The organism is Emticicia sp. C21 (genome assembly GCF_003418935.1).
Classification (GTDB): domain Bacteria; phylum Bacteroidota; class Bacteroidia; order Cytophagales; family Spirosomataceae; genus Emticicia.
The window spans coordinates 47,232-62,071 of sequence record NZ_QVMT01000008.1; the positions used below are offsets into that span (position 1 = coordinate 47,232).

At 37.8% G+C, this 14,840-nt stretch carries 12 protein-coding genes and 1 pseudogene; 7 read left to right on the plus strand and 6 right to left on the minus strand.

Features of this window, described 5'->3' with window-relative positions; all coding sequences use genetic code 11:
- Positions 1 to 2 precede the first annotated feature (2 nt).
- Positions 3 to 707, minus strand: a complete 705-nt coding sequence (locus D0T08_RS17965) for a hypothetical protein (RefSeq protein WP_116984065.1) — start codon at positions 705 to 707, stop codon at positions 3 to 5.
- 186 nt (positions 708 to 893) lie between these two features.
- Between D0T08_RS17965 and D0T08_RS17970 the strand changes: the two genes are divergently transcribed.
- Positions 894 to 1,922, plus strand: coding sequence for a hypothetical protein (locus D0T08_RS17970; RefSeq protein WP_116984066.1), 1,029 nt, complete (start codon positions 894 to 896; stop codon positions 1,920 to 1,922).
- A gap of 68 nt (positions 1,923 to 1,990) precedes the next feature.
- Here the strand turns inward: D0T08_RS17970 and D0T08_RS17975 are convergent, their stop codons facing one another.
- Positions 1,991 to 2,590 carry a hypothetical protein gene (locus tag D0T08_RS17975; RefSeq protein ID WP_116984067.1) on the minus strand — a complete coding sequence of 200 codons (600 nt, stop codon included), beginning with the start codon at positions 2,588 to 2,590 and terminating at the stop codon, positions 1,991 to 1,993.
- Between the two features lie 320 nt (positions 2,591 to 2,910).
- Here D0T08_RS17975 and D0T08_RS17980 point away from each other — a divergent pair, with 320 nt between their 5' ends.
- Positions 2,911 to 3,765 (plus strand): SMP-30/gluconolactonase/LRE family protein, encoded by an 855-nt coding sequence (locus tag D0T08_RS17980; protein WP_116984068.1) that lies wholly within the window; start codon positions 2,911 to 2,913, stop codon positions 3,763 to 3,765.
- 43 nt (positions 3,766 to 3,808) lie between these two features.
- Positions 3,809 to 6,271, plus strand: coding sequence for an outer membrane beta-barrel family protein (locus D0T08_RS17985; protein ID WP_116984069.1), 2,463 nt, complete (start codon positions 3,809 to 3,811; stop codon positions 6,269 to 6,271).
- 73 nt (positions 6,272 to 6,344) lie between these two features.
- Here D0T08_RS17985 and D0T08_RS17990 read toward each other — a convergent pair whose 3' ends face one another.
- From D0T08_RS17990 to D0T08_RS18005, 4 genes are all read right to left on the minus strand, one after another.
- Positions 6,345 to 8,603: an ATP-binding protein gene (locus D0T08_RS17990; protein WP_116984070.1), complete on the minus strand. Its 2,259-nt coding sequence runs from the start codon at positions 8,601 to 8,603 to the stop codon at positions 6,345 to 6,347.
- A gap of 3 nt (positions 8,604 to 8,606) precedes the next feature.
- On the minus strand, positions 8,607 to 9,188 hold the full coding sequence (locus D0T08_RS17995) for a biliverdin-producing heme oxygenase (RefSeq protein WP_116984071.1): 582 nt from the start codon (positions 9,186 to 9,188) through the stop codon (positions 8,607 to 8,609).
- Positions 9,189 to 9,224: 36 nt separating this feature from the next.
- Positions 9,225 to 9,665, minus strand: coding sequence for a response regulator (locus D0T08_RS18000; RefSeq protein ID WP_116984072.1), 441 nt, complete (start codon positions 9,663 to 9,665; stop codon positions 9,225 to 9,227).
- Positions 9,666 to 9,973: 308 nt separating this feature from the next.
- Positions 9,974 to 10,768, minus strand: coding sequence for an alpha/beta hydrolase (locus tag D0T08_RS18005; RefSeq protein WP_116984073.1), 795 nt, complete (start codon positions 10,766 to 10,768; stop codon positions 9,974 to 9,976).
- A gap of 303 nt (positions 10,769 to 11,071) precedes the next feature.
- Between D0T08_RS18005 and D0T08_RS27625 the strand changes: the two genes are divergently transcribed.
- From D0T08_RS27625 to D0T08_RS18025, 4 genes and pseudogenes are all read left to right on the plus strand, one after another.
- Positions 11,072 to 11,230, plus strand: coding sequence for a hypothetical protein (locus D0T08_RS27625; RefSeq protein WP_158561293.1), 159 nt, complete (start codon positions 11,072 to 11,074; stop codon positions 11,228 to 11,230).
- 1,040 nt (positions 11,231 to 12,270) lie between these two features.
- Positions 12,271 to 13,223 (plus strand): annotated as a pseudogene (locus tag D0T08_RS18015) (alkaline phosphatase).
- A gap of 415 nt (positions 13,224 to 13,638) precedes the next feature.
- Positions 13,639 to 14,001 carry a T9SS type A sorting domain-containing protein gene (locus D0T08_RS18020; RefSeq protein ID WP_116984075.1) on the plus strand — a complete coding sequence of 121 codons (363 nt, stop codon included), beginning with the start codon at positions 13,639 to 13,641 and terminating at the stop codon, positions 13,999 to 14,001.
- Between the two features lie 342 nt (positions 14,002 to 14,343).
- Positions 14,344 to 14,820 carry a hypothetical protein gene (locus D0T08_RS18025; protein ID WP_147322802.1) on the plus strand — a complete coding sequence of 159 codons (477 nt, stop codon included), beginning with the start codon at positions 14,344 to 14,346 and terminating at the stop codon, positions 14,818 to 14,820.
- Positions 14,821 to 14,840: the final 20 nt, after the last annotated feature.

Below are 14,840 nucleotides of genomic sequence, written 5' to 3' on the forward strand. Positions count from 1 at the left end.
AGTTAATTTAAATTCAGCCCAAAAGCAATACCCACCCAAGGTTTGGATTCGTAAATCCAGACCTTTTTGTTTTTATCAAGCAGATTATCTATTCCTAAAGATAGGCCAACTGTAAAATTATTAATAGCGAGTATACCAGCAAGGCCTTTGTTCCATACCACCCCATCATATTCCTGACTTATGCCGTTGAAATTAGTGGTTGGATTCATAGCCGTATTGCCTAAACCATTGAACAGGCCAAAAGAAAAACCATAGTGTGTTATATTACGCAAGGAGCGGCTCAGGAAGTCAGGTTTATAGCCGACAACATATTTATCTACTCTATAACCGAGATACACGGCTCCATTTAAATTGGTATTTAATTGTGAAGGGACATCTTTACTTGGAAAACGATATTTTAATGGAATGGTTAAAAAGTCAATATCAAAACTTTGCTTTGAGAAGAAGCTCTTCTCACTACTAGCTTCTTTTATTTCTTGCGGATAGAAATCGCTGGCATTTAAACTGTCTATAATTAATTGATGACTAAGTAATCTGGTAGGATGCGTGCGTAAAACATCTTCTTCTATATCGACGTATACTTTTCTTTTCTGTTGATCTTTTTTTTGCGTGTATATTCCATCAACCAAGGCAGTTTTCGGCGTTGGTCTTATCACGCTACAACTCATCATAATGAAGCCCGATAGCAAGAGTATAAGTTTTTTCATGAATCAATTTTGCCCAAATATACATTTCTTTAGATAATTTCACTCTTATTTATACTTCTGCCTTACTCTTATTGCCACTCAATAACTTATTCTCTATAAAAATCTCCGGAGACCTCTGATATATTTTTGTAAAGCTTATTATTGCACAAGACAATTGATTCATAGTCATTACTAAATATAAATACCATGAAAGAGTTGCCTCTACTATTCGTTTGCTATCTGATTTCCTCTATTCATTTATCAGCTCAGAATTGCACACAAGAAACATTAGCTAAGATACCCGGCAAATGGATAGAAGGCATGAAGGGCTCAACTGGAAGTACTTCTGCAACTGATTTGGCTAAAGAGAAATTTATTATTGGTAATATCCACAAGGCCTTGCAACAAGCCTATAAACCTATGGGACTCGATGCCGATTATAATGGCATTTATTATAATACACAAGACCAATATCGCTGGGGAAATACGTATGGTTATGCACTAAGATTAATGCCGTATATATGTACCAATAATAGCACAGGGAAAGTCCATGAAACCTCAACTAGCCTGACTATCGCTGCTAATAATATGGCCTTTGGTCCAGAAATCTATGAGCCTTTTATTGACTCTTCGCCATGGGATATGGGCTTCCGTTCAATTAATAAATTGCCCGTTAAGCAAGGAAATTATTATTTTTATACAGAAGAAACAGGCTTAGGTTTTGGTATCAGAGGTATACAAGCTAACTGGCTGGTTACCTATGATAATAAACTGCCTTTTTTGTGGGTAAGCCGAAAGGAATTTCTGGAACGAAGAAAACAAAAACTGACACAAGGACGAGCGCAGGAAATGGCTCAGATAAAAGATAGCTATAAAAATGACGAAAAAATCCAAAAAGAAAAACTGGCTATTGCCATGAAAGGTTACGATATAGCTTTAGCAAAAGTAGAAGCCGACTTAAAAATGTCAGCATCGGAATTGAGTCAACAAGCTATTGTGAAGCAAGACCCAAACACAGTTATGACTCATCTTTTTACCAATGCTGATGATCCCTTTGCAAAGATATTAATCAAGTCTAATCCGGATTATTTCGACAAAAAACTCCCGCGCAATTCGCCACAGTTTTTCTCTATTGCATTGAAAGGGAATGACAAAGATTTGATTTTGGGTAATGGCATGAAAGAGCTGGAAAAAGCGCTTGATTTTGACGCATTGAAGAACATGCTGGGTAAATAATAAGAAAGCCATGAAACCGAAGTCTCATGGCTTTCTTATTCCTACATATCCGAAATTCACACGTTATATCAATTTAAAAACTCTTTATCTCTATCATCATTTACTGGAGAGTTTTCACGGATTTCGTTATACCCTCTATTGTCTGTAATATTCTGATCTTCTGATTTTCTGATGCTTTCATCACGTCCCTCACGGGCTTCTCTCAAATCAGCTTCTTTTTCTTTTATTTTCTCCTGCCTCTCTTCCTCCTCTTTTTGCTGAATTTCCTGCGCTTCTTCACCGTTTTCACCTCTTGGATCTTCATTACCAATTGATGAATCAGTACCACCTGTGTCCATACTTGAACTTATCGAAGAACCATAATATTTAGGTTGCTCAACATGTTGAATTCCTTCTTTGCCCGGATAGTTAATTTCGTCAGGCGATTGGTCAGGAACAATATCCGGCGCAGTTGGTGGGTTAAGTTCGCTTCTTAAAGGAGGATTATCCGAACCACCCCCTCTATCATCGTTGTCAGCTAATCTTTGATTAATGGTTTCCTGCTCTTTTTCTGCTGTACGTTCCTGCTCCAATGCAGGGCCATCCCATGTCTTTTCTGGTTTAGATGTATTGGGCTCAATTGCTTCGTTGTCACTCTGACTATAGAAGCTTGTATCTTGATCTTTCATATAGTTGTGTCTTTAATTTGTATCACTTAAGGTAAAAATACCATGCCATTTAACATTCAACCCGAACGATGGGAAAGAAGATACTCATATTGTGGAGAGATAATTTGTGGCGCGAACGTCCCGTTCGCAGTTAAGTAGAGAAAATGCCGAAATTGATAAACTCGATTTTCTGATTGGTGCATTGATTGGTCGATTTAAAAGAATAGGAAGTCTATTTTATTAATAGATTATTTTGCCGGGAGCGAAATAATTTGTAATATTCTGACTCTTTTTATGTTTAAAAGCCAATTCTTAAACGTCAATTCAACCTCCATTTATTTATGAAAACTTTATTCGCCTCTTTATGCCTTTGCTGTGTTTTGAGTTTTTCGGTAATGGCTCAAACACCTACTTTGACACAAGTATGGGAAACTGATACTACGTTGACTACTCCGGAGTCTGTCTTATATGATACCAAAAATAATGTGCTGTATGTATCGTGTATCAATGGTAAATCGGTACCCGAAAATCAAACGAGTTTTGTAGCTAAATTAGGCTTAGACGGTAAAGTGCAGCAGCGAATCATGACTCCCGGCCTGAATGCTATCAAAGGTATGGGCATTATTGGCAATAAATTATATACCGCAAGCTTTTTTGCTGTCAATGAAATTGACCTGGCTACCGGAAAAGTAGTAAATAACTATACTGTACCTGATGCCAAAATGTTGAATGATATTACGATTGATAGTAAAAATCAGACGCTTTATGTAACTGATATGCGTGCTAATAGCGTGTGGAAATTACAAAATGGTAAATTAGAAAAAATTCTTGAAGGTGGACTATTGAAAAACCCTAACGGTTTGCTTTATGATAATGGCAAATTGTTGATTGGCAACGGTGAGGGTATTCTTTACTCCTACGATACTAAAACCAAAGACCTTAGCAAATTTGCCGAAGGTATGGGAACAGAAAAAAGCGGTATAGATGGCATTGAGTCAGATGGTAAAAAAGGATACTTTGTGAGTGAGTGGAGAGGAAGAATCTGGCATGTAACGCCTGAAGGCAAACCAAGTCTCTTATTAGACACCATTGATAAACCAATGAACACAGCCGATTTCTCTTACGTACCAGGCAAGAAAATGCTTTTTGTGCCTACTTTCCTGAAAAACAAAGTAGTGGCATATAAAGTCAATTAATGAAAACCCCTATTCAGCCTTATATCCTATTTTACCATTTGAAATGAATATCTTTACAAAAAACACCTCTTTATTTTTAACCAGAAAAGCATTATCATTTATTGTTTGTTTGTGTATTAGTCTCGTATGTGCCCAAGTTTCATTTGCACAGAATGCAGGGAAATTAAAACTCAAAGGGAAAATTATAGATGCACAGTCGGGCGCTCCGTTGTCTTATGCCAGCGTTCGATTGTTTAAGTTACCTGATAGCTCGTTTGTTACAGGAAATATCACCAACGACACAGGCGATTTCTCTATAGATGCTCCTGCAGGCACATACTACGCCTTATTAGAATTTATAGGCTATAAAGCTACCAAAACAGCCGTATTTTCATTAACGCCTGATAATTCACCGCACGATTTAGGTACGCTGAAAATCACCACTTCGAGCCAGACACTGGATGAAGTAGAGGTAAGGGCCGAAAAAAGTTCCATGGAAATGAGTCTGGACAAACGTGTATTTAACGTAGGTAAAGACTTAGCCAACGCCGGTGGAACAGCCGTAGATATTCTTACCAACGTACCTTCGGTATCTGTTGATATTGATGGTAACGTAAGCTTAAGAGGGAGTAGCAACGTCAGGATTCTGGTTGATGGGAAACCATCGGGACTGGTAAGCATTAAAGGCGGTAGTGGTTTACAACAGTTACAGGGTAGCAGTATTGAAAGGATTGAAATCATCACTAACCCATCGGCGCGTTATGAGGCAGAGGGCATGAGCGGTATCATCAATATCATTCTGAAAAAAGAGCGCAAAGAAGGTTTTAATGGTTCATTTGATGTAATTGCGGGCTATCCGACCAATCTGGGTCTGGCTGCCAATGTAAACTATCGTCGCAAAAACCTTAATTTCTTTGTTAATTATACCACTTCGTACCGCAATACGCCGGGTAGAAACTCTCAATATCAGGAAGTGTATCGTGGTGATTCTACCATTATCACCCAACAGAACTCTACCAGCAATCTGAAAGGGCAAAATAATAGCGCCAGAGCCGGGATAGATTATTTCTTTAATGAAAATAATGTATTGACGGGTTCTTACTTATGGCGTATCAGCAAAGGAAAACGTTTCTCTGACATCAGATACCGCGATTACCTGAATAATCTGAATAACCCGACAGGTATTACTTATCGTACTCAGGATGAGACAGAAACAGAACCCAACTCGGAGTATGCGATTACTTACAAACGTAAGTTTGAACGTAAAGGGCATGAATTATCGGCTGATGTTCGCTATTTAGACAACTGGGAAGATTCAGACCAGTATTATAACCAGAATACAGTTAAGCCGGACGGTAGTGCTACAGATATACCGGCTCAATTGCAACGCTCGCTGAACTACGAAACCGAAAAGCAATTGTTGTTTCAGGTTGATTATGTCCAGCCATTTGGCAAGGACGGTAAGTTTGAGTTAGGAGGCAGAAGCAGTTCGAGAGACATGACAAATGATTTTTCATTGACTCAGCGTGGCACTGATGGCGTATGGTTTCCGATTGCAGGTTTTACCAATGATTTCTTGTACGAAGAGAATATCAATGCCGCTTATGGTATTGTAGGGAATAAAGTGAATAAGTTTTCGTATCAGTTAGGTGTGCGTGCCGAGTGGACAAACGTAACTACCACCCTCAGAAAAACCAACGAAGTGAATCCTCGTAAATACAATAACCTGTTTCCGAGTGTGCATGTTACTTATGAGTTTCCGAAACAGAATTCAATGCAAATCAGCTATAGCCGACGCATTCGTCGCCCGACTTATAATGATTTGAGTCCGTTCTCTACATTTAGCGATAGCCGTAACTTCTGGAGCGGCAATCCTGATTTGAATCCTGAATTTACTGATGTATATGAGTTAGGTCACATCAAGTATTTTGAGAACGGTTCTATCAGTTCATCTTTGTACTATAGATTTACGGATGGCAAAATTGTCCGTATCAGAACGCTGGATGCGGCAGGTAATTCATTTACCCGCCCGGAAAACCTGGCAACTGAGAACTCTTTCGGTTATGAGTTTACTACTTCCTTATCACCTTATAAATGGTGGAAAATGGATGGTAGTTTTAACTTTTTCCGTGCTATCACGAATGGAGCTAACTTCGACGCAAGTCTGAAAAGCGATACCTATAGCTGGTTTACACGATTAACTTCTCGTTTCACGTTCTGGAAAAATACCGACTTCCAGATCAGAGGTAATTACGAAGCACCACAGCAAACCCCACAAGGACGCAGAAAAGCGATTGCCGTAATGGATCTGGCAGTAAGTAAGGATATTCTGAAGAACAATGCGACACTTACTTTGAATGTAAGCGACGTTTTCAATTCAAGAATTTATCGTTCTATTACTGAAGGGCCAACTTTCTTTACCGAAAGCCGTGGCCAGGGCCGATTAAGACAAGTGAATTTAACGTTTAATTATCGTCTGCATCAGGCTAAGAAGAAGACTAAAGAGCCGGTTGAGGGAGAGTTTTAATAGAATAGAAAAACCATATAATGCCACTCCTGCGTTCGGAAGAATAAAGGAGTGGCATTGTTGTCTAAGAACATTACACAGGAAAGTACAAACTAAAACTGGCTCCTTGATTTTTTGCCCCTTCAGCAAAAATATGGCCGCCATGCAGTTGCATGATTTTCTTACATAAGGCCAGGCCAATACCTGTTCCCTGATATTTATCCGCCGTATGCAAGCGGGTAAATATCTTGAATATCCTATCGCTGAATTCGTTTTCGAAACCTATTCCATTGTCTGCAATCGTAATTTTGGTATACAACTTGGTATCGTCAGGCTCGGGAGAGGGTACAGGTTCTTCTGATTGTATAATATCAATTTTTGCCGGGACGCCCTCTTTGCTGAATTTTAATGCATTACCCATCAGGTTGCTAAAAAGCTGATTGATGATAACCGGAATGCCTGATATGGTCGATAATCCTTTCGTATTGACAGATGCGTTTTTCTCTTCTATTTCCTCCTGCAATTCATTCGTTGTCTTATCAACCAGTTCCTGTAAATCTATGGTTTCAAGAGATTTATCTGAATGCCTGATTTTTGAATAGTTGGTTATATCCGTAATCAGTCTTTGCATTTTATTAGCTGAAGCATTCATTTTCTGCAAAGTACTGATAACATCGGGTGATATACTCTTATCCAAATCCATTAACCTGGAAGAAAACAACTGAATTTTTCGCAAAGGTTCTTTCAAATCATGTGTACTTATCCAGCTGATGTTTTCCAGTTCAAGATTCGACTCCCGCAATTGTTTCGTCAATTCTCTTTGTCTGGCCTCTTCTTCAGTCAGCAATATCAGAGTGATGAATTTCTGCAATGAATACGAAAAAGTAGAAGCGGCCGTTTGCTCAGTTTTTGTCCAATCATAAGAGCGACATTTCACAATCTGCTTGTAGAGGGCAAAAGATTTTCTTGGCGATAAGCCATTGGCATCTTTTATAATGGCTTTGTCAGGGTCACCACTCCAGTTGATTTCTTCCAGGCTTTCAGGTCTGAACCAGACAATGGTTTCGTCGTGCACTACTCCCAACTGATAATACAGAATACCAGAAGCCGTTGTACACCACTCGACCGCCTCTGGCATAATATCTGGTAAGCTAGCAGTGCTGAAAAACCCTTTAGAGGCCTTTTTCTTAGCAAAGGCTGTTATCTTTAAAATGCTGTCATCGTCAGGCGTTTTGCCTGCTTTATACACAATATCGTTGAGGATGACAGCCACCCCACCTGCATTGGCAATTTCCAATATCTGTGGCTGGCTTACCAGATCTTGTAACGCCGCTCTTTCAGGTTTAAAAGTCAGGTTCAATAAAGTTTCAAGAGACCTGTTGATATTGGTGGCTACCGTATACTCTTCAGCCATTTCTCTCACCTGTATCTGTGAAGTCAGAAAATGCCCTTGTAGTTGTGCGGCTATACGTGTATAATGATCAATATATTTATAAGAATAATGATGGCAGGCTATTAATCCCCACAATTTGCCCTCATGTAGAAGCGAAATGGTGAGTGTGGCCCCAACCCCTATATTTTTGAGATACTCAACATGAATCGGTGAAACACTTCTTAAGGTAGAATGGCTTAAATCCACACTTTCGTTGGTAGCATTCTCTTTTGTAAAAATCGGAACTGGTTTATAGTTTATATCGACTATCAGCCTTAACAGATTCTTGATATATAATTGCCTTGCCTGTGCCGGAATATCAGTATGCGGATAATGCAGCCCGAGAAAAGGTTCCTGCTCATCAACTTTACTTTCAGCAAATATTTCTCCGTTGTAATCTTTATCAAACCGATATACCATTACACGGTCATATCCTGTGAGCGCACGTACTTCTGTAGCAACGCTATGGCATAACTGTTGCAGGGTCATGGCATTACCCATGTACTTAGCGAAGTTAATTGCCTGATCATATACGGTTGAAACACGAGGAATGAATTCAGAAACGGGCTCAAACTCACAAATCAGTAAATCATTACTTTTATGAATCACACATTGGAATTCCGTACCCTGTATATTAATGATATGAGGTGCGGTAAGTCTCTCCTGTAAATGGTTGATATAGTGCTGAAACTCGGCCAACTGGTCAACCCCTATTAATGTTTCGATTGGTTGTTGCAATACTTCTTCTACTGATAAAGCAGCAAAGTCGTAAACATTCGCGCTGGTATATCTGATTATGAAGTCTGCATCTACGGCAACCAGAAAACCGTGTGGTTGAATACTACCAGGTACATGAATAGGCTCTTGCTCACAGTTGGTAAGATTCACAATCTCACGGTTTACTATATCTTTCAATTTCATTATCTATTGCTCAAAATAATGTTTTATAGCTATAAAAGTATCTTTTGCTCCTGTAATAATTTCAGTATCACAATTGTGGTTTACTGAATATTCCTGCAAGGTATACAAAAAACTCTTCCAATAATATCCTGTCTCTTCGCCATAACCTGCAAAATAAGTTCCGCCTTGCTCCGGTGCAATCCCCAAAGTTTTAGACACATGTTTCAGAATCACCTTGCCACCCAGTGTAGAGCCCTCCATTACATACATACATCCTAATGCATAACCTATTGAGGGGTTTGGTACGCCTGAAGCTTCAAAAGCAGAGGATTGTAGCGTTTGAGAGGAAAGATAATTCAAATCTTCGTCAATTAAGGGCAATTTCTCTCTATCTGACAAATCGGGCAATGTATCCGCTAAAGCAGGGAAAACTTTACTTTCGTAGAAAGCCACTATTTCTCGCATTCTTTGCAGATAGGCCACATAATTCTGCGTAGACACTTGTTCATCTAACAAGGCAACAGATATAGGCGTTTGTTCAAGTTCTGAGTGAAGTGTACCAGTGTGGGTTCGCAGTTTATTGATAATATTTTCGGTAGGATTCATACGTTATCTTTTACTATGGGTACTTAAAGAGCTTTGCTAATCAACTACAAATTCTTTAAAATGTTGTGTTTTTATATCATTTGGCCAATTCAGGCTCAATAATTCGGCAAGAATATCTTTTAATTTTGAGTAAGAATTGGGTTTACATATATATAAATCAGCTCCTGATTCTTTCGCTTTAGCAATGGCATCAGCATCGTTAGAGGTAGAAAGAATAACTATGGGTAAATCTTTCACTGCGGCATCTTGTCTTATTTCTGATAAAACCTGAAAACCATCAGTATGAGGCATGTTTATATCAAGAAACAAAATATCGGGCATATAGTTTATTTCTTTCAAACGATTTAATAACTCTAAACCATCGCTCTGAAACTCAATTGAAGAATCGGGGTGAATTTCGTTGATGATTTCTTTGAAGATTTCCTTATCGTCTGAATCATCGTCAGTGTAGAATATACTATAGTTTTTAGTATTCATATGTTATGATAGAGGAGAGGCTATGCTAATATAACTGGTTTGAAGGTGGATAAATTATATACTATCGATTAATAAGTATACAAACAATCTTTGATTGTTTAACTTATATTTTATCAAATTTGAAGAAAATTAAACAAAAAACATAATTTTTTAGCCAATTAAACAAAAAACTGAGAGATAATTCCCTAATATGTGTACGAAATCAGCGGAAGTATAGAAAAACATAAAAAAGACATTGACTGAAGGCCATATATTCAAAAAAATAAGGGCTAAGTTCCGTTAGCCCTTATCACAAATCTGTTAATTGCTTATAACGCGTATTCAAGTTCTTTGTGGTTCGCTACTAGTTCATGGCGTAGCCATTCATGCACATAGTTAGCAATTTCTTCCCAGCCCTCTTGTCCACAAATGAAGTGTCCACGACCAGGAAATGACTTAAAGTGTGTAATACTGCCCTCGTCTGTATAAGCATTTGCGTTTTTTTCATTCAGATCGGCAGGAATAATCTTATCTTCTTCTCCACCAATAAATAATAATGGCGCATGTGGTTTATCTAAATCTACCTCCCCTGCTTCACCCATACAATCTCTTAATACATTCCGGCTATCGTGCGTGGCAAAAGCTTCAAAAGCTTTTTTCGAATCTACTTCCGACATCGGACTCGTAAAAGCCTCATAGAAACTCTCAGGCGTCTGATAGATAGGTTCATCTCCTTTAAACGGATTGGCGATGGTCATACTATTCTTAAAAAAGTCCCAATCGAATGATAGCATGCGATTCGGCGCTACAGAGTTAATACAAACACCTGCTTTGGCCAGGCCTTTATTAATTAGTATTTGAGCAATAAGCCCTCCTACTGAGTGGCCTATAACAATATCATCTTCTGTTCTTGATGCTACTTTTTCAAATTCATCAATAATGGTTTGTAATCGTAGATTTCCTAATTCGGATTCAGGGTCTTTTCTCAGGCCGGCAGGCTCACCTTCATGATAAGGCCAGGCAGGGGCAATACATTTGTACCCTTTATTGTTAAAATAGGCAATCCATTTCTCCCAACTCTTTGGATTCTGGAACATCCCGTGGATGAAGATGATAGTTTTCATTTTACTGTTTTTGGTTTTGAATAGGGGTAAATAGTAAAAAAGTATACCATCTTTATTATTACAGAGAGTTTAGATTTACATAATTTCAATAGTTTATAAATCTATATCGCATAGCTGAAATCTGAATTAAGAGGATATGTAACGAACTAGTAATATCCACCTGCCTTATACTCAAATAAAATGTAAAATATTCATCATTCTGAGGAAAAACGCACTCAATCTCATGCATTTCTCCCTGTCTATAGCTAGTTGGCATATAGTTTTTAGCTATTACAGCGTTGATAATCAAACAAGAAAGAGGTTATGGCAACGTTAAAGAACAAACATAACGAAGAAACAAAGCCAGTCTCGTATCCGGGACACGGCAACAGAAATATGGATTCGAAAAATCCAAATACCGGAAGTGCAGAACATACTTCTAAGCTTCCAAATTCCGACAATGCCAAACAGAAAAACCAGTAATGGTTAAAATTCAAACAGTAAGCATCCGGAATAATACATAAATGTGATGGAACGCAGTTCTTACGACAATTGAGTCACGAATAGGCTCTCTTTGGTAATAGTGCATTTCATCACATTTGTTATTTTATATTTTCTTCTATTATTACTTTTTATTACTTTCATTAAAGATTGTTTGATAAAAGCTACTCGCTTTCATACAAAAGCCTAAGGTATCACGGCTTTATCTAGGGCATTACCTGAAATGCATTATCAATACTCCTCTATTCTGATGCGCTACCACTACTATTGAAGAGCCTGACTTGTGGCTGATAGGTGCCATAAGTATCTTATTAGTAGGGTTAGGTCTGTTTCTATACTTGAGACGATTTAAACAAAAATAATTCTAAGATAATTTCTGAATAAATTTAATTACCAAGCAGATAAATTTGAAAAACAAAATTTCTGATTCGTGATTATGTGTTTGAAAAGAGCTGTTGATAAAGACTTTTAGCCAAATAATCAACGAGAAATGGAGCAACTCCCTTTTTCAAGGAGGGTTGGACACCGCCGATGCAGTGGTTCAAAGTCTTTGAATACTTCTAAATCAGTTTTACAGGCCTACAAGCATCTCCCCTAAAATAAGCAATTTTCATCAATTATTTTAGAGTACTCCGCGCGCAGTGTACTTCTTAAAACGGAGGAGAAATTGCACAAAACCAATATCTTGGTACACATTAGCAAATAGTGAAAATGATAAAGTATGTTCATTTTTCATTTCTTAATAAAAACATAATAGCCCTTTTTCATAGTTTTAGTATTAGTTTCCGTCTTTTACGGAGTGAAGTCTTGAAGACAGGATCGCTTTGTGAGATATTTTGCATGAGAGTTTCTAATTGAATTCATCTGATGTTTCATATCTAATCTTTCATCTAAAATGTTAATCAATGAAAAAATCAGTACAGTTTATCTATCTTTTATTAATTCTTCCACTCGCTTGTTTTGCACAGAAAGAAAGAAAAATCCGACACCCAAAAAATATTATTTTGTTAATAGGCGACGGTATGGGTACAGCTCAAATCTTTGCCGGAATCGCCGCCAATAAGGCTCCGCTTAATATTGAAAGAAGCAAGGTAATAGGTTTTCATAAAAATCAGCCTACCAGTGGTTTTATTACCGATTCTGCTGCAGGTGCTACAGCTTTTGCTACGGGAGAAAAAACCTATAATGGTGCGATTGGGGTAGACAAAGACAAAAAAGGCTGACTACCATTCTTGAAATTGCTGAGCAAAAAGGTCTGGCTACAGGTTTGGTTGCTACCTGCAATATTACCGATGCCACTCCATCTTCATTTATTGCGCATCAGCCTGCAAGAGCGATGATGGATGAAATTGCCGCCGATTTTCTTAAAACTGATATTGACGTTTTTATTGGTGGTGGCCGCAAACACTTTGCTCAGCGCAAAGACGGTAAGAATCTGGTTGAAGACCTGAAAGCTAAGAATTATCAGATTGCCAATTCAATTGAAGAAGTGCAACAGGTAAAATCAGGCAAACTGGCAGGTTTTCTGGCAGATGAAAACCCGGTTAAAATATCAGAAGGAAGAGGTGACCAGTTATTGGTTTCGTTTCAAACAGCTTTGAATATATTGAATCAAAGCAAAAAAGGGTTCTTTATAATGGCAGAGGGTTCACAGATTGACTGGGGTGGTCATGCTAATGATACCCAGTACATTGTAAACGAAATGCTTGATTTTGATAAAGCCATTGGTGCAGCCTTTGATTTTGCTGATAAAGATGGTAATACCTTAGTAATTATCACTGCTGACCATGAAACCGGGGGTTTTTCCCTCAATGGCCTCAAAGATGGCGTGGTTGATGGCAAGTTTACTACCAAAGGACACACTGCTGTGATGATTCCGGTATTTGCTTATGGCAAAGGCGCCGAATTATTTTCAGGTATCTACAACAACAACGACATCTTTCACAAAATGCTGAAAGCATTTGGTTTTAAATAAGATCACATAAGATTCATTAAAATAAGCATAGGCCAACAGTTGTTTGGTCTATGCTTATTTGTTATCAGTACTCAGCTAATGGCACTCAATTCATAAACAAGTATGTTTCTTCAAAAAATTAAGGTATTACTCAATCCTTAAGTAAGCACAAAAGGCCGTTTATATAAAATATTGATTTAATACTATTTTATGATGAGTATACGCACTTTGTCGATGAATGCAACATTTGAGAAGATATAAGCCAAAAAATCCATAAAAATAGCCTTTTTCTGTCGACAAACAGTCAAATCAATACTTTTTCTGTTTTTATCATATCATTATCTCGCTTTTATCTACTTCGCAATTTTCTCAAAAAAATACTATATACTTTTGACTCAACAAAGAAAATTATTTACAAAATCTAAATTATCAGCATATGAAAAAGTCATTCTTAGTTTTAGCTCTTTGCTTATTTACAGCAAGTTTTAGTTTTGCGGCTACCGAAACTCCATTTACCAAATCAGATCCTAAAATTGAGGTTCAGGATATCAGCAATTTACGTTTGAAAGTACTATTTGACAAAGTAGCCAAAAACACTGCCAGTATAGAAATCTATAATTCTAAAGGTGATGTGTTTTATCAGGATTTAAGCGAAACCGATAAACCATTAGTGTTAAATGTTTCTCACCTGGAAGATGGTGCTTATACTTTATCAATCAGTTCAGGCGAGGATAAATTAACTTATGATTTCAATATTGAGAGTCAGGTAAACCGTGTGGCAGTTTTAAAAAGCAAATAATCGGATGTGTGAATAGATTAAGGGCAAGGGGCTAAGACCTTTGCCCCTTTGTGTTTTAGAATTAAAAGTAGTTTTAGACGAATTACCATTAAAAAGGTCACAAATTTCATCATATTTTTTCAGCTCTTCTTCTCACCATACAAGTCAGCCATATTATTGAAAGACCCATTTAAGGCCAGTCTGCTATGGTAACTCCATTTACCTATTCTTCTCTCCCAACTATTTCGGCTTTTCTCGTATCCTCATTAAAAATTAATCAGATTTTTTTCTGGCATTTGTAGCATTTCAAACAGGCGGTACGACTTATCATCAAAAATCACTTAAATACACAAAACAATGAAAATGATGAGAACTCAAATCCGCTTGTTAATCGTAACCCTATTATTGTCTGTACTGGCTTTTTCGTGTAGCCAGGACAACAAGATTGAACCAGACAAAAACAGTAAGCTGCAAACCAATGAGCAGGAATACCACAAGATTATCAATGCCCGCTCTACCTATAGCGGCACCACCTTTGAGATTACGAAAGTAACCCGTGAAGGAGACCTGATGAAGATTGATGTAGAGGGCGGTTGCGATATAGCCAATTATAAAATTGTATGGAGTGGTATTGCGCTGATGTCGTACCCGATGCAAACCGGAATTGTGGTGAACTATGAAGATAAAGTAGGTGAAACCTGCACCGATAAAAAGAAATTTACTTTAGAAGTAGATATGCTGAAACTATTTGGCACTACTGATATCATCGTTCATGTGGCTAATGGCTCGAAAGTAAAAGATATTTCGGTTGACCCGGATGGTTCGGTAAGCAATAGATAATCTATTTAAAAACTCAATTT